20 protein-coding genes are annotated in these 24104 nt (G+C 66.2%); 3 read left to right on the forward strand and 17 right to left on the reverse strand.

The features are described from left to right. Nucleotides 1-171: 171 nt before the first annotated feature. The 10 genes from folD to ndk all read right to left on the reverse strand — a co-directional run bounded on the left by folD (nt 172) and on the right by ndk (nt 11424). Entirely contained in the window at nt 172-1050 is an 879-nt protein-coding gene (gene folD / locus AC5P9W_RS14805; protein WP_005416247.1) for a bifunctional methylenetetrahydrofolate dehydrogenase/methenyltetrahydrofolate cyclohydrolase FolD, read from the reverse strand. Between the two features lie 219 nt (nt 1051-1269). After that, a complete protein-coding gene (locus AC5P9W_RS14810) occupies nt 1270-3102 on the reverse strand; it encodes a monovalent cation:proton antiporter-2 (CPA2) family protein (protein ID WP_111103161.1) in 1833 nt (610 codons plus the stop codon). 323 nt (nt 3103-3425) lie between these two features. Beyond that, nucleotides 3426-4562: a molybdopterin-synthase adenylyltransferase MoeB gene (gene moeB, locus AC5P9W_RS14815; RefSeq protein WP_111103187.1), complete on the reverse strand. Its 1137-nt coding sequence runs from the start codon at nt 4560-4562 to the stop codon at nt 3426-3428. Between the two features lie 232 nt (nt 4563-4794). Then, entirely contained in the window at nt 4795-6192 is a 1398-nt protein-coding gene (gene der / locus AC5P9W_RS14820) for a ribosome biogenesis GTPase Der (RefSeq protein WP_005413118.1), read from the reverse strand. A 15-nt stretch (nt 6193-6207) separates the two neighbouring features. Continuing rightward, on the reverse strand, nt 6208-7416 hold the full coding sequence (gene bamB, locus AC5P9W_RS14825; RefSeq protein WP_019661311.1) for an outer membrane protein assembly factor BamB: 1209 nt from the start codon (nt 7414-7416) through the stop codon (nt 6208-6210). Then, nucleotides 7416-8054 carry a YfgM family protein gene (locus AC5P9W_RS14830; RefSeq protein WP_019661310.1) on the reverse strand — a complete coding sequence of 213 codons (639 nt, stop codon included), beginning with the start codon at nt 8052-8054 and terminating at the stop codon, nt 7416-7418. Before AC5P9W_RS14830 ends, bamB begins: the two co-directional genes overlap by 1 nt. Nucleotides 8055-8119: 65 nt before the next feature. Further along, nucleotides 8120-8992, reverse strand: a complete 873-nt coding sequence (locus tag AC5P9W_RS14835; protein ID WP_495219341.1) for a RodZ domain-containing protein — start codon at nt 8990-8992, stop codon at nt 8120-8122. An 18-nt stretch (nt 8993-9010) separates the two neighbouring features. Beyond that, nucleotides 9011-9796: a type IV pilus biogenesis/stability protein PilW gene (gene pilW / locus AC5P9W_RS14840; RefSeq protein ID WP_478419499.1), complete on the reverse strand. Its 786-nt coding sequence runs from the start codon at nt 9794-9796 to the stop codon at nt 9011-9013. After that, entirely contained in the window at nt 9783-10988 is a 1206-nt protein-coding gene (rlmN, locus tag AC5P9W_RS14845; RefSeq protein WP_111103165.1) for a dual-specificity RNA methyltransferase RlmN, read from the reverse strand. Before rlmN ends, pilW begins: the two co-directional genes overlap by 14 nt. Nucleotides 10989-10998: 10 nt before the next feature. Beyond that, complete coding sequence (ndk, locus tag AC5P9W_RS14850; protein WP_005409295.1) at nt 10999-11424, reverse strand: nucleoside-diphosphate kinase; 426 nt, start codon at nt 11422-11424, stop codon at nt 10999-11001. Nucleotides 11425-11770: 346 nt separating this feature from the next. On the opposite strand from ndk, the gene AC5P9W_RS14855 reads away from it, so the two are divergent. The 3 genes from AC5P9W_RS14855 to AC5P9W_RS14865 all read left to right on the forward strand — a co-directional run bounded on the left by AC5P9W_RS14855 (nt 11771) and on the right by AC5P9W_RS14865 (nt 16119). Next, a complete protein-coding gene (locus AC5P9W_RS14855) occupies nt 11771-12424 on the forward strand; it encodes a TetR/AcrR family transcriptional regulator (RefSeq protein WP_049453251.1) in 654 nt (217 codons plus the stop codon). Nucleotides 12425-12463: 39 nt separating this feature from the next. After that, a complete protein-coding gene (locus AC5P9W_RS14860) occupies nt 12464-14836 on the forward strand; it encodes a 3-hydroxyacyl-CoA dehydrogenase/enoyl-CoA hydratase family protein (RefSeq protein WP_206621935.1) in 2373 nt (790 codons plus the stop codon). A gap of 74 nt (nt 14837-14910) precedes the next feature. Next, the gene (locus tag AC5P9W_RS14865) at nt 14911-16119 is read left to right on the forward strand and encodes an acetyl-CoA C-acyltransferase (RefSeq protein WP_019661304.1); all 1209 of its coding nucleotides are present in this window, start codon (nt 14911-14913) and stop codon (nt 16117-16119) included. Between the two features lie 491 nt (nt 16120-16610). On the opposite strand, the gene galU is transcribed toward AC5P9W_RS14865, so the two are convergent. The 7 genes from galU to rpsA all read right to left on the reverse strand — a co-directional run bounded on the left by galU (nt 16611) and on the right by rpsA (nt 24021). Further along, a complete protein-coding gene (gene galU, locus AC5P9W_RS14870) occupies nt 16611-17489 on the reverse strand; it encodes a UTP--glucose-1-phosphate uridylyltransferase GalU (RefSeq protein WP_057498118.1) in 879 nt (292 codons plus the stop codon). Next, nucleotides 17486-19399 carry a polysaccharide biosynthesis protein gene (locus tag AC5P9W_RS14875; protein ID WP_495219342.1) on the reverse strand — a complete coding sequence of 638 codons (1914 nt, stop codon included), beginning with the start codon at nt 19397-19399 and terminating at the stop codon, nt 17486-17488. Before AC5P9W_RS14875 ends, galU begins: the two co-directional genes overlap by 4 nt. A gap of 3 nt (nt 19400-19402) precedes the next feature. Then, nucleotides 19403-20392 carry an MraY family glycosyltransferase gene (locus AC5P9W_RS14880; protein ID WP_021204149.1) on the reverse strand — a complete coding sequence of 330 codons (990 nt, stop codon included), beginning with the start codon at nt 20390-20392 and terminating at the stop codon, nt 19403-19405. 3 nt (nt 20393-20395) lie between these two features. Next, a complete protein-coding gene (gene lapB / locus AC5P9W_RS14885) occupies nt 20396-21574 on the reverse strand; it encodes a lipopolysaccharide assembly protein LapB (protein ID WP_019661300.1) in 1179 nt (392 codons plus the stop codon). 6 nt (nt 21575-21580) lie between these two features. Beyond that, the gene (locus tag AC5P9W_RS14890; RefSeq protein WP_111098942.1) at nt 21581-21865 is read right to left on the reverse strand and encodes a LapA family protein; all 285 of its coding nucleotides are present in this window, start codon (nt 21863-21865) and stop codon (nt 21581-21583) included. 77 nt (nt 21866-21942) lie between these two features. Continuing rightward, nucleotides 21943-22248, reverse strand: a complete 306-nt coding sequence (locus AC5P9W_RS14895; RefSeq protein ID WP_005409286.1) for an integration host factor subunit beta — start codon at nt 22246-22248, stop codon at nt 21943-21945. A gap of 87 nt (nt 22249-22335) precedes the next feature. Beyond that, nucleotides 22336-24021, reverse strand: coding sequence for a 30S ribosomal protein S1 (gene rpsA / locus AC5P9W_RS14900; protein ID WP_005416230.1), 1686 nt, complete (start codon nt 24019-24021; stop codon nt 22336-22338). Between the last annotated feature and the right edge of the window lie 83 nt (nt 24022-24104).

Consider the following 24104-nt stretch of genomic DNA (forward strand, 5'->3'; position numbering starts at 1 on the left):
CGGACCGTTGGTCCGCACTGCCTTCATATACCTGTGCACCGGCATTGTGCCGACCAACGGTCGGCACCCACCTTGAGAGGATCACCCGAGCCAGCCCTGAAGCGCCTTTGGTGGGTGCGGACCGTTGGTCCGCACTATCCCTCAGGCACCTGAGAACAGCCCCAGGTGAGGTCAGCTCAGCGCTTCCGCCGCTTCCAGGGTGTTCTGCATCAACGTGGCCACGGTCATCGGGCCCACGCCACCCGGCACCGGGGTGATCCAGCTGGCCCGCTGGGCCGCCGCCTCAAACCCGACGTCGCCCACCAGGCGGCCGTCATCCAAGCGATTGATACCCACATCGATCACCACCGCGCCCGGCTTCACCCACTCGCCCGGCACGATGCCCGGGCGACCGACCGCCACCACCAGGATGTCGGCGTTGCGCACGGCCTGTTCCAGCACGTCCTTGGGGGTGAACTTGTGGCAGCTGGTCACGGTGCAGCCGGCGATCAGCAGCTCCAGGCCCATCGGGCGGCCGACGTGGTTGCTGACGCCCACGATGGTGGCGTTGCGGCCGCGCACCGGCTGGTCGGTGTGGCCCAGCAGCGTGGTGATGCCGCGCGGGGTGCACGGGCGCAGGCCGAACTCGCGCAGGGCCAGGTGGCCGACGTTTTCCGGGTGGAAGCCGTCCACGTCCTTGCGCGGGTCGATGCGCTGGATCAGCCGGCGCGCGTCGGGGATGCCCGGCAGGGGCAGCTGGATCAGGATGCCGTTGATCTTCGGATCGGCGTTGAGCTGGTCGATGAGGTCGAGCAGCTCGGCCTCGGTGGTACCGGCCGGCAGATCGTAGTCATGCGCCTCGATGCCGACCTTCTCGGCGGCACGGCGCTTGTTGCGCACGTACACGGTCGAGGCCGGGTCGCCACCGACCAGCACCACGGCCAGGCCCGGACGGCTGCCACCGGCGGCCACGCGGGCGTCGACGCGCACCTTCAGGCTGTCGAGCAGGTCCTCGGCGATACGGCGGCCATCGAGGATGCGGGCAGGATGCGGGGCGGCGGAATCAGTCATCGGAGGCAGGCGTGGGGCGGCGGGGACGCTATTGTCCCTGATTCAGGCCCCCTCGCCCACCGCCACGGCATCGACCGACCCGCCCCTGTAGAGCCGAGCCTGCGCTCGGCTCACGCGCGCAGCGCGGCTTTTTCGCAACCTGACCGAAGAGCGGCCGAGCATGGGCTCGGCTCTACAACCGACCGCCCCGCCCTTGTAGAGCCGAGCCTACGCTCGGCTCTACTCTTCCTCTTCCGGCATATCCTGCGGGTTCAGCGTCTTGCTCTCGCGCTTCGGCGCGGTGAACGGCGTCGGCGTCGGCACGCCCTGGCCGGAGTTGCCGAACACCATCTTGGCCCCGGCATTCAAGCCACCACCGGCAATCTCCAGCTCGAAGCGCTCGGCATCGCGGCGACGGATCTGCTCGGCAATCTCCACCGCATCGTCTTCATCCGCACCCAGTTCCACCAGCGCGGCCTGGCCGAACAGCACCGCCGATTCAAACGTCTCGCGGATCTGGAAATCGACACCGGCATGGATCAGCCGCAGCGAATGCTCGCGGTCGAACGAGCGCACCATCAGCTTGGCCTGCGGGAACTCGTGCGACACCAGCTCAACAATGCGATCAGCCGCCTCGGCCTTGTCCACGCACACCGCAATCGCACGCGCGGTGGCCGCGCCCGAGGCATGCAGCACGTCCAGTCGCGTACCGTCGCCGTAATAGATCTTGAAGCCGAACCGCGCGGCGCTCTGGATCATCTCCACATCGTTGTCGATGATGGTCACGTCCACATCGCGCGCCAGCAGCGACTGGCTGGCAACCTGGCCGAAGCGGCCGAAGCCGATCAGCAGCACACTGCCGGACAGGCCCTCGGCCTCGTCCACGCCGTCCATGTTCACCGTCGGCTTCGGTGCGATGCGCTTGTAGAGCAGCACCACCAGCGGGGTCAGCGCCATCGACAGCACCACCACGGCGGTGAAGTTGGCATTGATCTCCAGGTTGATCACACCGGCCGATGCCGCGGCGGAGAACAGCACGAAGGCGAACTCGCCGCCCTGCGCCATCAGCACGCCGCGGTCCAGCGCCTGTGCGTGGTCGCTGCCCATGATGCGCGCGACCACGTAGATGCACAGCGCCTTGGCCGCCATCAACGCCAGCACCAGGCCAAGGATCAGCTGCCAGTTGCCGGCCACCACGCCCAGGTCCAGCGCCATGCCGACGCTGAGGAAGAACAGGCCGAGCAGGATGCCGCGGAACGGTTCGATGTCCGCTTCGATCTGGTGGCGGAAGGTCGATTCGCTCAGCAGCACGCCGGCCAGGAACGCGCCCATCGCCATCGACAGGCCCGACAGCTGCATCAGCAGCGCCGCACCCAGCACCACCAGCAGCGCGGCGGCGGTCATCACCTCGCGCGCCTTCGATTCGGCCAGCACGCGGAACAACGGGTTGAGCAGGAAGCGGCCGACCAGCACCAGGCCGACGATGGCACCGACGCCGATCGCCACCGACAGCCAGCGCGAACCCTCGCCGTCGGCACTGCCCGCGCTCGGCGCCATCCACGCCACAAGGGCCAGCAACGGCACGATCAGCAGGTCTTCGAAGAGCAGGATCGAAACGATCTTCTGCCCCGACGGCAGCGCGATGTCACCGCGCTCGGCCAGCAGCTGCATCACCACTGCGGTGGAGGTGAGCACGAAGCCGGTGGCACCGATGAAGGCCACCTGCCACGGGAGGCCGAACAGCTTGGCGATGCTGGTCAGCACCAGCGCACAGGTGACGATCTGCAGCGTGCCCAGCCCGAAGATCTCCTTGCGCAGGCTCCACAGGTGCGAGGGCCGCATTTCCAGGCCGATCACGAACAGGAACATCACCACGCCGAGCTCGGCGGTATGCAGGATCGCCTGCGGGTCGGAGAACCAGCCCAGCCCGAACGGTCCGATCGCCAGGCCGGCGGCGAAGTAGCCCAGCACCGAGCCCAGACCGGCCCGGCGGAACAAAGGCACCATCACCACCGCCGCGCCCAGCAGGGCGACGACCTTGACCAGCTCGCTGGTCGCTGCTTCTACCGCCATGCGGTGTTTTCCCCAAGATCCAGAATCGGGTTCAACAATAGAGCAATGCCGATGACGGCAATAGCACGCATGTTGCGTCGGATTGTCTTGGAGGTGGAACGATGCCGGGAGTGAGCCCCGGCATCATCCCGAAACCATGCACATGCTTGGGTGGGCGCCATGACCTGTAGAGCCGAGCCCACGCTCGGCTGCTCTTCGTGCCGAGGCCTGAAGCAGCCGAGCATGGGCTCGGCTCTACAGTAGATCCACGCCATGCGTGGATGACGCACAGCCGCCGCGCCCCGGTAGATCCACGCCATGCGTGGATGAATCCCCGGCCAGCCTCACCCACCCCGGCAGAACGCGGCGTAATCGATATACCCCGGGAACGGCATGCCCGGCGCGCACACCGGGCAGTGCGGGTCCGGCCGGATGCCGGTCTCGCGGAAGCGCATGCCCAGCGCATCGAAGCGCAGCAGCCGACCCACCAGCGGCTCGCCAATGCCCAGCAGCAGCTTCAGCACCTCGGTGGCCTGCAGCACGCCGGCCAGGCCAGGCAGCACGCCCAGCACACCGGCCTCGGAACAGTTCGGCGCAAACTCCGGCGGCGGCGGTTCCGGGAACAGGCAGCGGTAGCACGGCGCCACGCCGCGCTGGCGACCGGCGTCAAACACGCTGACCTGGCCGTCGAAGCGCTCGATGGCGGCATACACCAGCGGCTTGGCGTGCTTGATGCAGGCGTCGTTGAGCAGGTAGCGCAGCGGGAAGTTGTCCGACCCATCCAGCACCACGTCCACGCCCTCGAGCAGCGCATCCACGTTCTCAGAGGTCACCCGCTCCGGCACCGCCTCGACCTCGATGGAGGGATTCAGCGCCAGCAGGCGCTCGCGTGCGGAATCGACCTTGAGCTGGCCGACGCTGGCCTCGGTGTGCACGATCTGCCGGTGAAGGTTGCTGCGCTCCACGCGGTCGTGGTCGGCGAGGCGCAGGTGCCCTACCCCAGCCGCTGCCAGGTAGAAACCAGCCGGTGCGCCCAGCCCGCCCGCGCCCAGTACCAGCACGCGCGCTTGCTGCAGCCGGCGCTGGCCGGCTTCGCCCACCTGCGGCAGCAGCAGGTGCCGCGAATAGCGATCAAAGAAATCGCGGTCGGCGGCGCTGGCGAGCGGCTGCACCAAGGGCAGCGACTGCTCGCGCCAGGCCACGGTACCGCCGGTCACGGAAGCGACCTGGGTGTAGCCGGCCTCCAGCAGGAACTGCGCGGCATCGGCCGAGCGCTTGCCGCTCTGGCAGATCAGCAGGATCTCCTGGTCGCGCCGCGGCAGATGCGCGGCCGGGTCGGCCTGCAGCTCGCCCTTGGCCACGCCGCGCGCGCCCTCGGCCATCCCGCCGGCCCGTTCGTGCGCTTCGCGCACATCGATCAGCACCGCGCCATGGGCCAGGCGCTCACGTGCCTGCGCGGGGGAAAGCTCTTGGATGCTCATGGCGGCATTATCGCGCACGTGGCGGCAGGCCGCGTTGACCAGAATCTGTAGAGGCGAGCCCATGCTCGGCTGGCGCGCGTAGCGCGCCTGCGGCAATGCGCGAAAAGCAGCCGAGCGCAGGCTCGGCTCTACAGGTCCACCGCAAGCCTACGGTAGCGCCAGCCCCGCGCCCGGGATCAGATCCCATTTCCCAACAACGAAAAAGGCGGCCCTGCGGCCGCCTTCCCGTGAATCACTTGCCCTTGACGTGCTTCATCAAGCGCCGCTTGGCCTTGACCTGCCGCTCGGTGAGGACGTTCTTCTTGCCCTCGTACGGGTTGGTACCCTCGCGGAAGATGAAGCTCACTGGCGTGCCGATCAGCTTGAAGCGCTTGCGGAAGAAGTTCTCCAGGTAGCGCTTGTACGACTCCTGCAGTTCCTTCAGGCGGGTGCCGTGCACGATGAAGGTCGGCGGGTTGGAACCGGCCGGATGCACGTAGCGCAGCTTGGAGACATGGCCGCGGATGGTCGGCGGCGGGTTGGTCTCGTAGGCCACTTCCAAGGCCTTGTTCACTTCGCTGGTGGTGAAGGTCTTGTTGGCCGATTCGTGCGCGCGGTGCACCGCACGGAACAGCTCGCGCAGGCCCGAGCCGTGCTTGGCCGAAATGCGCACCGATTCGGCCCAGGGCACGAAGCCCAGCTTGAGCGACAGCATGGTTTCAGCCTGTTCGCGCTGGTACTCGGTCAGGCCATCCCACTTGTTGATGGCGATCACCAGCGCGCGGCCGGCGTCGAGCACGGCACCGAGCACGGTGGCGTCCTGGTCGGTCACGCCTTCGGTGGCGTCGAGCATCAGCACGGCCACCTGGCACTGCTCGATCGACTGCATGGTCTTGACCACCGAGAACTTCTCGACGACCTCGTCCACGCGGGAGCGACGGCGCAGGCCGGCGGTATCGATCAGGCGGTATTCGCGACCGTCGCGCTCCAGGTCCACTGCGATCGAGTCGCGGGTGGTGCCCGGCACGTCGGAGGCGATCATGCGCTCCTCGCCGAGGATGCGGTTGACCAGGGTCGACTTGCCCACGTTCGGGCGGCCGACGAAGGCGATGCGGATGCGGTTCGGATCGTTGTCCAGCTCTTCGCCGCTACCTTCTTCCGGCAGGCGCTGGATCACTTCGTCCAGCAGGTCGTCCAGGCCCTGGCGATGCGCGGCCGAGACGGTCAGCATTTCGCCGAAACCGTAGCGGGCGAACTCGGAGCGGACGCTGTCCTCGTCGGTACCGTCGATCTTGTTGATCAGCAGCAACGTCGGGCGCGACAGCTTGCGCAGCCACGCCAGGATCTCGTCGTCCAGCGCCGAGGTGCCCTCGCGGGCATCGACGACGAACAGGATCAGGTCCGCTTCGGCAGCCGCCGCACGCGCCTGGCGGGTGGTGGCACCGGCCAGGCCTTCGTCCTCACCGGCAATACCGCCGGTATCCACGACGAGGAAATGATTGTCCTCGTCGAGGCGGCAGACGCCGTAGTTGCGATCACGGGTGACGCCGGGCTGGTCATGGACCAGGGCGTCACGGGTGCGGGTCAACGCATTGAAAATGGTCGACTTGCCGACATTCGGCCGTCCAACCAGGGCGACCAAAGGCAGCATCGCGAGTACTCCGTATTAATTTGCCAACCGGAAGGCGGTCAGCTTGCCATCCACGTTCTGCACCAGCAGCACCCCGTCTGCGACGACCGGCTGGGCCAGCAGGGCGTCACCGCCACTCTTTGCCCGTGCCGCCATCGCACCATCGGAGGCCTGCAACCAGTGCACGTATCCCTTGTAGTCGCCGACCACGACGTAGTCGCCATGCAGCGCCGGGCCGGTCAGCGAGCGACGGGCCAGTGCCGTCTGCGACCACATGGCTGCGCCGCTGGCCTTGTCCAGGCCGAACACGCCGCCCTTGTTGTCGGTCACGAACACATTGCCCGACGACACCGCCACGCCACCCGCACCGCCGTGGTCGCGCGCCCACAGCGGGCGACCGGTCGGGCCTTCAATGGCCATCGTCTGGTTCTTGAAGCTGCTCACGAACAGGGTGTTGCCATCCAGCACCGGCGCGCCGTCCACATCGGCCATGCGCTCCAGCTCGGTACGGCCTTCACCGTTGCCCACGTTCTGTTCCCACAGGGTGCGGCCATCCTGCTGGGCCAGGGCGGCAACCGCGCCCTCGTCCTTGCCGATGAACAGCACGCCCGGGCCGGTCACCACCGGTGCGTTGCCACGCACGGTCAGCGCCGGCAGCTCGCTCGGGTTGAACCACTTCTGGGTGCCGTTGCCGGCATCGAACGCAGTGATACGGCCGTCGTTGCTGCGCACGTAGACCGCGCCCTGGGCGATGGCCGGCGCGGCGATGACTTCACCCGGAACACGGGCGCGCCACTTTTCGCTGCCGTCGTTGATGTCCAGCGCGATGACCTGGCCATCGAGCGTGCCGATCACGACCAGGTTCTCACCGACACCCGGGCCACCGGACAGACGCAGCTTGGCCTTCTTCTTTTCCTTCTGCGGCTCCCAGGTCCAGACCTTCTTGCCGGTCTGCAGGTCGATGGCGTGCACGCCACCGGTGATCGCCGCAGCGAACACGTGGCCGTTGGCCACGGCCGGGCCCTGGCGCACGCCGATGCGGCGCTCGCCCTTGCCGAGGTTGACCGACCAGGCCTTGTTGACCTTCAGGGTCGGCTCGAACTTGACCAGCTCAGCCGGTTCCTGTGCCTTCTTCGCGGCCGCGTCCTTGCCGGCGAACCAGCCCTTCATGGTGCTGCAGCCGGTCAGGGCCATGCCCATCAGGAGCACGGTGGCGACGCGGGTGATCATGACCTTCTGACTCATCAAACCGACTCCGCAGGGGCGGCGACGGTGCCGCCGGCGTCCATAACCTTGGTTTCCAGCAGGCGCCGCTGCGGCGCTGCCACGTCCAGCGTCTTCAGCGCCTTCTCGTACTGTGCGCGGGCCTCATCGCGCTTGCCCTGCGCCATCAGCGCATCGCCATGGATTTCCAGGCTGCTGCTGTCGGTGGCGCTGCCCAGCAGCTTGATCGCCTCGTCGCTCTTGCCGGTGGCCACCAGCAGGCGGGCCACGCGCTGGTCGACCACGCGCTGCAGGTCACCTTCAACCTTCACGCCGCGCAGGGTAGCCAGGGCTTCTTCGTTCTTGCCGGCGTCGACCTGGGCCTTGGCCAGCTGCAGCGCCGCCAGGTCGCCGTAGATGCTGGACGGGCCGGCTTCGAGCGCCTTGACCGCCTTGGCGGCGTCGTCGAGCTTGTTCTGCTGCAGGCCAACGAGCGCCTTCTGGTACTCGACATTGGCCGAGGCCAGCTTGCCGCCCTGATCCTTCTGGTACCACTGCCAGCCGGCAATGGCACCGATGGCGATGACCACGCCACCGAGGATGCTGGCGCCATTCTTCCGCAGCCAGCTGCGGACGCGTTCACTTTGTTCGTGCTCGTCGAGCAGATCGTCGATCGCCATGCGTACTCTCGCCCCGCCCATCGGGAGGGACCATTGGAATTAATCGAAGGTGGTGAAACCGCGCCTCAGTGCGAAACCGGGACTACGGAGCCTTCAGAGGATACCTGAAAGCGTGCCACGTTGGCTCGCTGGTAGGGGGTCAGATCGACGATAGCGCCGTTCTGCTGAACCTGGACCGCCGAGGCGTTGCCCAGGGTCACCCGGGTCACCTGGCCCGGCGTGAAGCTGCGGCTCTCGCCGGATTTGATCAGCGCCTTCTCGACAGTGCTGCCGTCCGGGCCGCCGATATCGACCCAGCTGTCGCCACTGAACTGCATGTCCAGCGTATTGGCGGCAGCGGCCGGTGGCGGGGCTGGACGCGGCACCGGGGCCAGCGAGGCCACGTACGGAGTGGCGGCCGGCTTGCTGGCCGGAGCGCTCGCCACGTCCGCCACCGCGGCCGGCTCGACGCCCGCAGCGGACGGGGTTACCGGCACGGCGGCCGGGATGGCGTCCAGCGAGGCGGTATTCGGCGACGGGGTGGCACTGCCATCGAAATGGCCACGGGTGGCAAACCACACCGGCACCGCCAGCACCGCGGTGATGCCGACGTACAGCACGCGACGGCCGAGATTCTCGGCAATGCGGCGCGCACGCGGGGTATGGGTATGGCTGACCAGGGTAGGCGGCACCACCGGGCCGACCTGGGCCTGCTCCAGCAGCTCTCCCACGTCCACGTCCAGAAGCCGCGCATAGCTGCGCAGCTGGCCGCGCACGAACACCGGCGCGCCAAGCTTCTGCCATTGTTCTTCTTCCAGCGACCTGACCACCTGGACCGGCATGCGCAGGCGCGAGCCGACATCTTCGAGGGTCAGTCCGGCCGCCTCGCGGGCCTGGCGCAGGCGGGTGCCGCAGCCGGCCGCAGTCTCGAGAGCGCTCACAGTCTGGTCATCAATCACAATGCATCAACCCTGGAGTTAGGAGCCCGCTTCCTGCGGAAATTCCTGTCGAATCCGCTGAAGATAGCGATCAGATGCCGCCCGATCACCCAGCCGCGCTTCGATTTGAGACGCAAGTTGTAACACGGAACGCGTTGCGGGTGCAGCCGCAATCCTACGTTCGGCGAAGGCCCGCGCCTCCATGAAGCGGCCCTGGCGGAAGCTGAGCTGGGCCATCGCCTCCAGCGCGACCGGGTTTCCCGGCAGCACCGACAGCGCCGCGCGCAGGTCGCCTTCGGCACGTTCAAGTTGGCCAGCGTCCAGTGCACAGCTGCCCGCATTGGCCTGGGATTCGGCCGGTGTGGCGTAGCCCGGCGCCTGCAGCGCTCGATCGAACCACGACAGCGACTCGGCCGGCCGCCCCTGCTGGCACAGCCACGCCCCGTAATTGTTGAGGATGTCACCGCGCTGCGGCGCCTGTTCGGCCGCCCTGCGGAAGCTCTCGCCCGCTTGCTGGCTCCGGCCACGGCGCTCATCGATGCCGGCCAGCAGCACCAGCGCATCCGGCGAGTCGGGCGCCAGCTTCAGCGCCTCGCGCGCCTTGCGTTCGGCCGCATCCAGGTTGCCGACCTGCATGTCACGGGCAGCCAGCGCCAACAGATCCTGCAGGCGCACCTGGCGCCGCACGCTGTCCGGATCGCGCACCGAATAGACCGGCGCTTCGCTGGGGCCCAGCTTGGCCTTGGGTTGGGATTTGCAGCCACCGACCGCAACGGCCAGCACGCCTGCGAGAAGCGCCAGCCAGAGGCGGTCAGGCCGCGGCATCGCTCCCCTTCCCCGCCTGCAGCGTCTTGTTGAACTCCGCCTGGCGGCGGGTGCGGTCCATCACCTGGCCCTTGAGCTGGCCACAGGCGGCGTCGATGTCGTCGCCACGGGTGCGGCGGACCATCGTCAGCACGTTGCTGTCGAGCAGGATCTTCTGGAAGGCGCGGATGTTGGCCTCCTCGGAACGCTCGTAGCGGGTGCCCGGGAACGGATTGAACGGGATCAGGTTGACCTTGCCCGAATCCTTGGCCTGCACCGCGTTGTCGAACTGGCGCATCAGGCGGGCCAGCTCGCGGGCATGCTCGGGCTTGTCGTTGACGCCCTTCATCAGGGTGTATTCAAAGGTGACCGATTCGCGGCGCTTGTTGGCGCGCAGGTAGCGTGCGCACGAGGCCATCAGCTCGGCGATCGGGTACTTCTTGTTGAGCGGCACCAGCGTCTCGCGCAGTGCGTCGTTCGGCGCATGCAGCGACACCGCCAGCGACACGTCGCTTTCGGCAGACAGGCGGTCGATCTGCGGCACCAGGCCGGAGGTCGACAGGGTCACGCGCTTGTTGGCCAGGCCGTAGCCCAGGTCGTCGCGCATCACGCTCATGGCGCGCACGACGTTGTCGAAATTCATCAGCGGCTCGCCCATGCCCATCATCACCACGTTGGTGAGGCGGCGCATCTGGTGCGGCACGTTGCCCAGGTGGCGTGCGGCAACCCACACCTGGCCGATGATCTCGGCGGTGGTCAGGTTACGGTTGAAGCCCTGGGTGGCGGTGGAGCAGAACGTGCAGTTCAGGCCGCAACCGACCTGCGAGGACACGCACAACGTGCCGCGGGTCTTGTCCGGGATGTACACGGTCTCGATGGCGTTCTTGCCATCCACGCCCATCGCCAGCAGCCACTTGTGGGTGCCGTCGGCGGAGGGCTTGTCGAACACGATGTTCGGAACCAGCACCTCGGCATGGGCCTGCAGCTTGGCGCGCAGGACCTTGCCGAGGTCGGTCATTTCATCGAAATCGGTGACGTAGCGATGGTGGATCCACTTCATCACCTGATGGGCACGGAACTTCTTCTCGCCGAGAACCTCGACGAAAAACTTCTCCAGGCCCGCGCGATCGAGGTCGAGCAGGTTCTGCTTGCCAGCCGTGGGTGCCGACTTCGGCAGCGGCTGGATGGCGGGGGACTGTACGACCTCGTTCACGGCATTACTCTCAGCGCGAGACGACTTCGGTGGCGGCGAAGAAGTAGGCGATCTCAATCGCGGCATTCTCGACCGAGTCCGAGCCGTGTGCGGCGTTGGCATCGATGGATTCGGCGAAGTCGGCGCGGATGGTGCCCGGCGCGGCTTCCTTCGGGTTGGTGGCGCCCAGCAGGTCGCGGTGGGCCAGGACGGCGTTCTCGCCTTCCAGGGCCTGGATCATCACCGGGCCGGAGATCATGAACTCGACCAGCGCGTTGAAGAACGGACGCTCGCGGTGCACGGCATAGAAGCCTTCGGCTTCACGGCGCGACAGCTGCTTGTACTTGGCGGCCACGACCTTCAGGCCGGCCTTCTCGAAGCGGGCGTAGATTTCGCCGATGACGTTCTTGGCAACGGCGTCCGGCTTGATGATCGAAAGGGTGCGCTCCAGCGCCATGGGATGTCTCCAATGGAATCGGGCCGCTGATGGCCCGAAGGGTAACATGAAAAAAACCCGCGTCGGGACGCGGGCTTAGCCTGATAAACGTAGGCGAATTGTAAAAGATAACGTGGCCGGGTGGTAGAGGGCCATGTGGCCCTGTTGTAGCGCCGAGCCCATGCTCGGCTGGCCTTTGGGCCGAAGAGCAGCCGAGCGCGGGCTCGGCTCTACAGGTTCAGGTCCACCCATTCACCCACCTGAGTGAAATCTGACCGAGCCCGCCGATTTTGCTGCACTGCAAAATGCCATACGGTACCGTCTGGTCCTAGTATCAAACAATCGTTTGATTAAGGTCTGCCCGCCGATGGCCAAACCCGCCCACTTCTCGACCAAGGACCGGATCCTCGGCGCGGCCGAGGAGCTGTTCGCCCAGCACGGCTTCGCCGGCACCTCGCTGCGCCAGGTGACCAGCCAGGCCGACGTCAACATCGCCGCGGTCAACTACCACTTCGGTTCCAAGGAAAATCTGGTCAATGAGGTCTTCCGCCGCCGCATGGACGAGATGACCGGCGCGCGCCTGGCGCAGCTGGAGCGGGCCCGCAGCGAACACCCCGGCGAACTGCGCCCGGTGCTGGCCGCCTTCGTCGAGCCGGCCCTGGCGCTGGCCCAGGACCGCCAGAACGGCGGCGCCTTCGTGCGCGTGATTGCCCGCGCCTACGCCGAGAAGAACGACAACCTGCGCAAGTTCCTGTCCGACCACTACGGCCACGTGCTGCGTGCGTTCGGCAAGGCCATCGGCGAGTGCGTGCCCGGCCTGAGCAAGGAAGAGCTGTACTGGCGCCTGGACTTCCTGGCCGGCTCGCTCACCTATGCCATGGCCGACTTCGGGCTGATCAAGCGTCCCGCCGGTGTCACCGAAGCGGCGCATCGTGCCCATGCCGCCCACGAACTGATCCATTTCGCCGAAGCCGGGTTCCGCGCCGCCGCACGTGCCAGCGCCCTGCCCGCTTCCCTTTGATTCCACCCAGTAACTGCTGACCAACAAAGGCCCTACACCATGTCCAATTCCCTGCTAGTCCGCCGCGCCGCCGTGCTGGGTGCCGGCGTCATGGGTGCCCAGATCGCCGCCCACCTCACCAACGCCGGCGTCGACACCGTGCTGTTCGACCTGCCTGCGAAGGAAGGTCCGGCCGATGGCATCGTGCTGAAGGCGATCGCCAACCTGGGCAAGCTGAGCCCGGCGCCGCTGGCCAGCAAGTCGCTGGCCGAAGCCATCACCCCGGCCAATTACGACTCCGGCCTGGAGCAGCTGAAGGACTGCGACCTGATCATCGAGGCCATCGCCGAGCGCATGGACTGGAAGCAGGACCTGTACAAGAAGATTGCGCCGTTCGTGGCCGACCACGCGGTGCTGGCCTCCAACACCTCGGGCCTGGGCATCAACAAGCTGGCCGACGTGCTGCCCGAACAGCTGCGCCACCGCTTCTGCGGCGTGCACTTCTTCAACCCGCCGCGCTACATGCACCTGGCCGAGCTGATCCCGGCCACCACCACCGACGCCGCCGTGCTGGAAGGCCTGGAAGCCTTCCTGGTCACCACCCTGGGCAAGGGCGTGGTGTACGCCAAGGACACCCCGAACTTCATCGGCAACCGCATCGGCGTGTTCTCGATCCTGTCCACCATCCACCACACCCAGCAGTTCGGCCTGGGCTTCGATGAAGTGGACGGCCTGACTGGCCCGCTGGTCGGCCGCCCGAAGTCGGCCACCTACCGCACCTCCGACGTGGTCGGCCTGGACACCATGGCCCACGTCATCAAGACCATGGGCGACACCCTGCCGAATGACCCGTGGCATGAATTCTTCAAGTCGCCGAAGTGGCTGGACGCGCTGATTTCCAAGGGCGCGCTGGGCCAGAAGACCGGCGCCGGCATCTTCCGCAAGGTCGGCAAGGACATCGTGGTACTGGATCTGGACAAGCAGGACTACCGTCCGGCCGACCGCACCGCCGCACCGGAAGTGGTGGAGATCCTGAAGATCAAGAACCCGGCCGAGAAGTTCGCCAAGCTGCGCGAGAGCCAGCACCCGCAGGCGCAGTTCCTGTGGGCGACCTTCCGCGACCTGTTCCACTACAGCGCCTACCACCTGGCCGACATCGCCGAGACCGCGCGCGACGTCGATCTGGCCATCCGCTGGGGTTACGGCTGGTCGCTGGGCCCGTTCGAGACCTGGCAGGCTGCCGGCTGGAAGCAGGTGGCACAGTGGATCGCCGATGACATCGTGGCCGGCAAGAGCATGAGCAGCGCCCCGCTGCCGGATTGGGTGTTCGATGGCCGCGACGGCGTGCACGCCGCCGAAGGCAGCTACAGCCCGTCGCGCAACGCCAAGCTGCCGCGTTCGTCGCTGCCGGTGTACCAGCGCCAGCGCTTCCCGGATCCGCTGCTGGGCGAGCAGTTCGCTCCGGGCGAAACCGTGTTCGAGAACGACGGCCTGCGCATGTGGCACGACGGCGATGGCATCGCGGTGGTCAGTTTCAAGACCAAGATGAACACCGTCTCCGACCAGGTGCTGGACGGCCTGCAGGAATGCGTCAGCCGCGCCGAGAAGGACTTCCAGGGCCTGGTGATCTGGCAGCAGAAGGAACCCTTCTCCGCCGGCGCCGACCTGGCCGGTGCGCTCGGCCTGCTGCAGGCCGGCAAGGTCGACCAGTTCGAGGAAATGGTCGCCAACTTCCAGCGCACCAGCCAGCGCATCAAGTACTCGCTGGTGCCGGTGGTGGCAGCGGTGCGTGGCCTGGCCCTGGGCGGCGGCTGCGAGTTCCAGATGCACAGCGCCAAGACCGTGGCCTTCCTGGAAAGCTACATCGGCCTGGTCGAAGCCGGTGTCGGCCTGCTGCCGGCCGGTGGTGGCCTGAAGGAACTGGCCGTGCGTGCCTCGCAGGCCGCGGGCCCGGGCGGCGACGTGTTCGCCGAACTGAAGAAGACCTTCGAGACCGTGGCGATGGCCAAGGTGTCCAACTCGGCGGTCAACGCCAAGGAACTGGGCCTGCTGCGCAGCACCGACAAGGTGGTGTTCAACAGCTACGAGGCCCTGCATATCGCCAAGGCCGAAGCACGCGCCCTGGCAGAAGCGGGCTACCGCCCGCCGCTGCCGGCACGCCGCATCCAGGTCGCCGGTGACGTGGGCATCGCCACCTTCAAGATGATGCTGGTCAACATGCTGGAAGGCCGCTTCATCAGCCCGTACGACTACGAGATCGCCGAGCGCATCGCCACCGTGCTGTGCGGCGGCAAGGTCGACCGCGGCACCCTGGTCGACGAAGAGTGGCTGCTGACCCTGGAGCGCAAGCACTTCGTCGAACTGGCCCAGCAGGAAAAGACCCAGGCCCGCATCGCGCACATGCTGAAGACCGGCAAGCCGCTGCGTAACTGATCGCCCATCCCTGCTTCCGGTGGGTGCCGACCGTTGGTCGGCACTCCGGCTAAAAAATTCAAGAGATCACTGCAATGACCAAGCAAATCCAGGACGCCTACATCGTCGCCGCCACCCGCACCCCGGTGGGCAAGGCGCCCAAGGGCATGTTCCGCAACACCCGCCCCGACGACATGCTTGCGCACGTGCTGCGCAGCGTCGTCGCCCAGGCCCCGGGCGTGGACGTCAACCGCATCGATGACGCGATCATCGGCTGCGCCATGCCGGAAGCCGAGCAGGGCATGAACGTGGCGCGCATCGGCGTGCTGCTGGCTGGCCTGCCAAACACCATCGCCGCGCAGACCGTGAACCGCTTCTGCTCCTCCGGCCTGCAGGCCGTGGCGCAGGCCGCCGACGCGATCCGCCTGGGCAACGCCGACCTGATGCTGGCCGGTGGCACCGAGTCGATGTCGATGGTGCCGATGATGGGCAACAAGATCGCCATGGCGCCGAGCGTGTTCGACAACGACCACGTGGCCATCGCCTACGGCATGGGCATCACTGCCGAGAAGGTCGCCGAAGAGTGGAAGGTCTCGCGCGAAGACCAGGACGCCTTTGCCCTGGCCTCGCACCAGAAGGCCATGGCCGCGATCCAGAACGGCGAGTTCAAGGACGAGATCAGCCCGTACGAGATCGTCTCGCACCTGCCGGACCTGGCCGACGGCCAGCGCATCATCACCCGCAACAAGATCGCCGACACCGACGAAGGCCCGCGCCCGGATTCCTCGGCTGAAGGCCTGGCCAAGCTGCGCCCGGTGTTCCGCAACGGCCAGTTCGGCGGCACCGTCACTGCTGGCAACTCGTCGCAGATGAGCGATGGCGCCGGTGCCGTGCTGCTGGCCTCGGAACAGGCGATCAAGGACTACGGCCTGACCCCGCTGGCCCGTTTCGTCAGCTTCTCGGTGGCCGGGGTGCGCCCGGAAGTGATGGGCATCGGCCCGATCGCCGCGATCCCGAAGGCACTGAAGCAGGCCGGCCTGACCCAGGACCAGCTGGATTGGATCGAGCTCAACGAAGCCTTCGCCGCGCAGTCGCTGGCGGTGATCCGCGATTGCGGCCTGGACCCGGCCAAGGTCAACCCGCTGGGCGGCGCGATTGCCTTGGGCCACCCGCTGGGTGCAACCGGCGCGATCCGTACCGCGACCCTGCTGCACGGCCTGCGTCGTCGCCAGCAGAAGTACGGCATGGTGACCATGTGCATCGGCACCGGCATGGGCGCGGCGGGTATTTTCGAGGCGCTGTAAGGTTCAAAGCGTTGCCGGCGGACGTTTCGGTTTGCTGGGGGGCCCGGGTGGGTGAGGCTGCCCGGGACACGCCGTAAACCCGTCCTGGGGGCTCGATGGCGCCATCCATGGCGCCAACGGTCCCGGTCAGCCTCACCCACCCGCGCCATCCATCATTCCGCGCGGCGGAGGGGTGAGCAAAGGCAGGGCAAGAGCTGGGGTCAGAGCCCTTTGCTACGCAAAGGGATCCGACCCCGACTCGACGCTCGCGGAAACAAAAAAGGCAGCCATCGGCTGCCTTTTTGCTTTTGCTCTTGCCCTTGATTCCGCCCTTCCCGTCCGCGCCCGCAGGAAACCTGACAGGCGGGGCGGGTGGGCCTTTGGCAGGACCGTTCGCCGCATGGATGCGGCGACCGAGCCCCCATGGACGGGTTTACGGCGTGTCCTGCAAAGGCCCGCCCGTCCCGCCCATCACGTATCAATCAAGGCGCTGACGGAGCGCTTGATAAACCCTATTCCGCCAACATCGCCGCCAGCTTCTCCCGCGCCGGCCCTGCCAGCTTCGGGTTATCCAACGCGAAACGGATCGTCGCCTCCACCAGCCCCAGGTGCGTGCCACAGTCGAAGCGGGTGCCCTCGAAACGATAGGCATCGACTTCTTCGGTCTTCAGCAGCTGCGCGATCGCATCGGTCAGCTGGATCTCGCCACCGGCACCGCTGCCGGTCTGCTCCAGCAGCTCGAAGATCTTCGGGCTCAGCACATAGCGGCCGACCACAGCCAGGTCGCTGGGCGCGTCCTCCGGCTTCGGCTTCTCCACGATCTGCGAAATGCGGCCCTTGCGGCCATCGAACGCCTCGGTGGCAACGATGCCGTAGCTGGCGGTCTTGTCATGCGGTACGTCTTCAACAGCGATGACGCTGGCGCCACTGGCCTCGTTGAGGTCGGCCATCTGCTTCAGTGCGCCGTCGCCGCGGTTCCAGATCAGGTCATCCGGCAGCAGCACCGCGAACGGTTCGTCGCCGATCACGGCCTTGGCGCACAGCACCGCGTGGCCCAGGCCCAGTGCTTCGGCCTGGGTCACGAAAATCGCGCGCACGCCATTGGGCAGCACATGACGGATCATCTCCAGCTGCTCCTGCTTGCCGGCGCGCTCGAGCTTCTGCTCCAGCTCGTAAGCCTTGTCGAAGTAGTCGGCCACGGCATGCTTGTAGCGGTTGGTGATGAACACCAGCGTGTCGCAACCAGCTTCGATTGCCTCATCGACCGCGTACTGGATCAGCGGACGATCAATGATCGGCAACATTTCCTTCGGAACCGTCTTGGTTGCCGGCAAGAAGCGCGTCCCGAGCCCTGCCACTGGAAAAACTGCCTTGCGAATTCGCTTGCTCATTGGTGCCTGTTGGCCTCACGTGCCGGAAAGGGCACGACTTTAGCGGATGAAATGTAAGCATCCTGTTCGATTGGCGAGAACTCCGGCATTGTCGCGAATAGGATCTCCTGGATGCTGGTGGTGTCGTAACCAGCCACGGCATCGCGCAGGCGCGGAACATTGCCCAGCACCAGGTCACGTGAGAACGCGCGCACACCGGCCTCGAGAATCTTCGGGTGCGCGGTGGAACGATAGTCCTCGTCCGAATAGAACAGCGTCTCGTGCAGCTTCTCGCCCGGACGCAGCCCGGTGTAGATGATCGGAATGTCCTTGTACGGCTGCTTGCCGGCCAGGCGGATCATCTGCTCGGCCAGTACGCGGATCGGCACCGGCTCGCCCATGTCGAGGGTATAGATCGCACCGTGCGACGCCGAGGCGGCGGCCTGCAGGATCAGCTGGCAGGCCTCCGGGATGGTCATGAAGTAGCGGCTGACTTCCGGGTCGGTGACGGTCACCGGCCCACCCCGCAGGATCTGTTCGCGGAACAGTGGCACCACGCTGCCGGCCGAGGCCAGCACGTTGCCGAAGCGCACCGTGACGAAACGGGTATGCGTGGACTTCTGGTCCAGGCTCTGGCAGATCATTTCCGCATAGCGCTTGCTGGCGCCCAGCGCATTGACCGGGTCGACGGCCTTGTCGGTGGAAATGAACACGAAGTGCTCGACGCGCGCTTCCAGGCAGGCGCGGGCCACGTTCTCTGTGGCCAGGATGTTGTTGCGCACCGCCTCGCGCAGCTGCCGCTCCAGCACCGGTACATGCTTGTAGGCGGCGGCATGGAAGGCGGTGTCGACGGGATGCAGCGACAGCGCATGGCGGATCACCGCCGAGTCGCCGCAATCGCCCAGCACTGCTTCAACCTCGACGTCCGGGAAGCTGCGTCGCAGCTCACCCTCGATGGTCAGCAACAGCAGCTCGCTGATCTCGAGCAGGATGATGCGACCGGCACCGTGACGCGCGCACTGGCGGCACAGCTCGGAGCCGATCGAGCCGCCAGCGCCGGTGACCATCACCGTACGCCCGCCCAACCAGCCACGGATCAGGTTCCAGTCCGGCATGATCGGCTTGCGGCCGAGCAGATCCTCGATCGCCACTTCCTTCAACTGCCCCGGCAGCGACTGGCCCTGCAGGATGTCGCTGAGCTTGGGCACGGTGCGGAACGGCACGCCGGTGCTTTCGCAGATGGCCACGATCCGCTGCATGCCTGCGGCGTCCAGCGAGGGGATGGCGATCACCAGCAGCTTGGCCGCCGTCTCACGGACCACGGTCGGCGCATCGTCCAGGGTGCCGAGGATCGGCAGGCCCTGCAGCTTGGCACCGCGCAGGTGCGGCGCATCGTCCAGCAGGCCGACCGGCTCGAAATTGCCTGAACGGCGCAGGTCACGGACCAGGGTCTCGGCGGCCTGGCCGGCACCCAGGATCAGCACGCGACGCGCGGATGAGTCCGACTGCAGCGCCTGGTAGTCCTTCCAGGCCCGGTACAGCAGGCGCGGCGCGCCCAGCAGCGCCGACAGCGCGAACGGATAGATCACCAGCACCGACATCGGCACGCCATCGAAGCGCTTCCACATCAGCACCAGCACGATGGCCACCATGCCGATGAAGCTGGCCTTGAAGATGTTCAGCAGGTCGCTGACGCTGGCGAACCGCCACAGCCCCCGATAGAGGCCCACGCGCCAGAACACCAGGCCCTGCAGCAGCAGCACCAGCGTGGTGTCGACGTTCCAGAGAGGGAGCTCGGGGGCGTTGGCCAGGATCGAGTACCGCCCTGCATGCAGCAGCTGCCAGCATGCCCAGACCATGAACAGGTCGTGGCAGACGATGGCCGAACGCGGCATCAGGCCGAGGATTCTGTCCCGCCAGGGTGAAGCCATAAGTCAGGTATTTCCTTTTCGGTGGCGCAATCCATTGCGCAGGAGGAGCCAGAGGACGCTCAGCGCAATGAACCACGCGATCGCCACGGCAGCCTCCCACCTCGGCTGCAAGTTGGAGCAGACATTAAGCACTGTAATACTGAACAGGCCCAAAGCAAAGTACATCCCTGTTACCCGGGCGTGACTGGCTCCTGCCTGCACCGCGCGCTGGTAGACATGCTGGGTATGGGGTTCCATCCAGCGTTGTCCTGAAATGATGCGCGCCAGCAGTGTGAAGCCCGCGTCCACAAGGAACGGCGATGCCGACACAAGCAGCAGTATCCAGTTGATGTCGGTCTTGACACTGGCCAGTGCCAGCACCGCCGCAACCGCATAACCCAGCGCGCCACTTCCGACATCGCCCATGAAGATCCGGGCCCGTGGGAAGTTGAACGGCAGGAAGCCCAGGCACGCCAGGCCCAACGCGATGGCCGCCAGCGAGTACGGCCAGGGCAGCAACGGCGCCAGCCCCAGGGCCACCACAACGGCCTGGCTGGCCGCGATGCCGTTGATCCCATCCATGAAATTCCAGATGTTGATCAGAGAGGCAGTGAACAGCAGGACCAACACGGCCAGCAGCCAGCTGCCACCATGCACCCTGACCAGCGCGGCCAGCAGCGCGGCGGCGATGAAATGCACCATCAGGCGGCGCATGGCCGGAAGCGGCCGATGGTCATCCCACCAGCCGATACCCGCCACCAGCGCCAGGCCAAGGGCGGCCACGAGCAGGCTCGGAAGCGCTGCGGGCCAGGCCCACATGGCAACACCGGCGGTCACCAGCAGGCTGATGACGATGGCGATGCCGCCACCTCGAGGGGTCGCTACGCTGTGACTGCGGCGCTCGCCCGGCTGGTCAAACAGTTGCCGGCGCAGCGCATAGCCCCGCGCCGCCCAGGTCAGCGCCGCACTCAGCAGGGCCAGGCCCAGCAGCGCGCCCATCACGAGCCACGGCATGGATCAGAGCACCGCGTAATTCAACAGCGGCTTGACCGTACCCCACTCCTTGCAGCTCGGGCACTGCCAGTGATGGGTGCGCGCCCCGAAACCACAGCGGGTGCAGCGATAGGCCGGGTTGCGTACCAGCAACTGGTCGGTGATGTGCTTGAGGTCGTGCAGGGTCGCCGTGGAATCAGCGCCTTCAGCAAGGGTCAGGTCGATCAGCGCGGACTCGCCACGCACCGACGGGCGGTCCTTGAGCTGGCGGCCCAGGTAGGCACGGGCCGGGGCCACGCCCTCCTGCTCTTCCATCAGGCGGGTCAGCGCCAGCACCGGGGCAATGCCACGGTAATGCTCGGTCATCTCCGACAGGAAAGCGCGCGCGCCTGCCAGATCACCCACCTTGCGGTAGTTCTGCATCAGCGCCGGCAGCAGCTCCGGCAGGTACTCCGGATCATTGCGCGCAGCACGCTCGAACGCGCGTACGGCCGCTTCCGGATTGCCCGCGTCGGTTTCCAGGCGCCCTTCGATGATGCCGGCACGCACCGACATCGCATCGGCCTGGTAGGCCCGGGCGATCGCCGCCCTCGCCTCTTCCAGCTTGCCGGCACCGCGGAAGCGTTCGGCCAGTTCGCACTCGAACTGCCCGATCAGCTTGCCCATCGGCTCGCCGGTGACGTCCTCGAAACGGGTCGCGTTGTCGATCGCCTTTTCCCAGTCACGCTCGGCCTGGTAGATGCCGATCAGGTGCTTGAGTGCCTGCGGGGCACGCTGGTCCAGCTGCGCCAGTTCGGTGAACACGGTCTCGGCACGGTCCAGCAGGCCGGACTTCATGTAGTCCTCGCCCAGCGCCAGCAGCGCCTGCACGCGTTGCGCATCGCTGAGGTCGTGCCGGTTGACCAGGCCCTGGTGCAGGCGGATGGCGCGATCGACTTCGCCGCGGCGGCGGAACAGGTGGCCCAGCGCGACCTGGGTCTCGAAGGTTTCCTTGTCCAGCTCGGCGATGTGCAGGAACAGCTCGATGGCCTTGTCCGGCTGCTCGTTGAGCAGGTAGTTCAGGCCACGGAAGTAGGTGCTGGACAGGCGGCTGACCTGGTTGTCACCGTGGCGTTGACCACCACGCCGTCCGATCACCCACCCGGCCAGTGCGGCCAGCGGAACGAACAGGAAGAACCAGAACCACTCGGTGACGAAATCCATCTTCGATCAGCGTCCATCAAAAGATTGAGGGGAGGCAACCGGTGCCGGCGTGGCGGCAGCGGACTTGCTGGCGCGGCGCAGCTGGCTGTAGAGCGGAATGACCACGCTCACCAGCACCAGGCCAGCACCAACGATGACGCCGATCAGCAACGCGGCAATGATGGCCACGCCGACCGAGGTCTTGAGCTGGGTGAACAGCAGGTTGATGGTCATCTCGTCCATGTTCATGGCACCGATGATCAACCCAACAATGAGTACCGCCAGCAGGACCAGCAGACGAAAAACCTTCATGCGACAGCTCCAGTGGCAGGAGTCCGTAGCTTATCCGACTCGCGGCTGGATTCGCACGCGGTGGCGCGACGGGAGGCTCAGGCCGGATCGGCGTCCAGCGGCAGCACACTGCTGACACGCTCGCGCAGTTCCTTGCCCGGCTTGAAATGTGGGACGTGCTTGCCCGGCAGGGCAACCGACTCGCCGGTCTTCGGGTTGCGACCCAGGCGCGGCGGCCGATAGTGCAGCGAGAAGCTGCCAAAACCACGAATTTCGATGCGATCCCCGGCGGACAGCGATCCGCCCATCATTTCCAGCAACGACTTCACCGCCAGATCGACATCATCGGCCTTCAGGTGCGCCTGGCGGCGCGCAAGGATTTCGATCAGTTCGGATTTGGTCATTACCGGCTCACATCAGGGGTATCTCAGCCTGAAACGGCCCGGGCAAGGCCCGGGCCGTCCAGGAAACAACGAACAGCCTAAGGCCGATTACTCGGACTTGTTGCCGTTCAGCTGTGCACGCAGCAGTGCGCCCAGCTGGGTGGTGCCGCTGGAAGCCGAAGAGGACTGGTATTCCTCCAGCACTTCGCGCATTTCCGCGTCGTCCTTGGCCTTGATCGACAGCTGCAGGGTACGGCCCTTGCGGTCCATGCCCACGAACTTGGCTTCGACCTTGTCGCCGACCTTCAGGTGCTGGGTGGCGTCGTCAACGCGCTCGTTGGCGATGTCGCGGGCCGAGACGTAACCTTCGATGCCGTCAGCCAGCTCGATGATCGCGCCCTTGGCGTCGACTTCCTTCACCACGCCTTCGACCTTGGAGCCCTTCGGATTGGCAGCCATGTACTGGCCGAACGGATCCTGCTCCAGCTGCTTCACGCCCAGGGAGATGCGCTCGCGCTCCGGATCGACAGCCAGGACGACGGCGTCCAGGGTATCGCCCTTCTTGAAGTTGCGAACGACGTCTTCGCCGGTGGTGTTCCAGCTGATGTCGGACAGGTGGACCAGGCCGTCGATGCCGCCGTCCAGGCCGATGAAGATGCCGAAGTCGGTGATCGACTTGATCTGGCCCGACACCTTGTCACCCTTCTTGTGGGTGGCAGCGAAGGTTTCCCACGGGTTGGCGGCAACCTGCTTCATGCCCAGCGAGATGCGGCGACGCTCTTCATCGACGTCCAGCACCATCACTTCGACTTCATCACCAACCTGCACAACCTTCGACGGGTTGACGTTCTTGTTGGTCCAATCCATCTCCGAGACGTGCACCAGGCCTTCGACGCCCGGCTCGATCTCAACGAACGCACCGTAATCGGTGACGTTGGAGACCTTGCCGAAGACGCGGCTGTTGGCCGGGTAACGACGGCCGATGTTGTCCCACGGATCCTCGCCCAGCTGCTTCAGGCCCAGCGAAACGCGGTTGCGCTCGCGGTCGAACTTCAGCACGCGAACGTCCAGCTCGTCGCCAACGTTCACGACTTCCGACGGGTGACGCACGCGCTTCCACGCCATGTCGGTGATGTGCAGCAGGCCGTCGATACCGCCCAGGTCCACGAACGCGCCGTAATCGGTCAGGTTCTTGACGACACCCTTCAGGATCGCGCCTTCCTGCAGCTTGTCCATCAGCTGCTCGCGCTCTTCCGAGTGCTCGCTTTCGACGACAGCGCGGCGCGAGACCACGACGTTGTTACGCTTGCGGTCCAGCTTGATGAGCTTGAACTCGAGCTCCTTGCCTTCCAGGTAGGCCGGATCGCGCACCGGGCGCACATCGACCAGGGAACCCGGCAGGAAGGCGCGGACATCCTTGATGTCCACGGTGAAACCACCCTTGACCTTGCCGCTGATGCGGCCGGTGATGGTTTCGTTCTTTTCCAACGCTTCTTCCAGCTCGTCCCACACCATCGCGCGCTTGGCCTTCTCGCGCGACAGGACGGTTTCGCCGAAGCCGTTCTCGATCGAGTCGAGGGCGACCTTGACGATGTCGCCTTCGGCGACGTCGATTTCGCCAGCGTCGTTACGGAACTGTTCGATCGGCACGATGCCTTCGGACTTCAGGCCAGCGTTGATCACCACGACGTCGCCGCGGACTTCAACAACGGTACCGCTGACGATGGCGCCCGGCTTCAGCTTGGCCAGGTTGGCCTGGCTGGCTTCAAACAGTTCGGCAAATGATTCGGTCATTAGATTTACTCTGTTGGACACATGGGTCGGTGGCGTCCCCTTCAGGGGAATGGCGACCGCCCGCCTGTTGGTCGACCCCGGAA

The sequence above is a fragment of the Stenotrophomonas sp. YJH_SMC_33 genome (assembly GCF_059372295.1).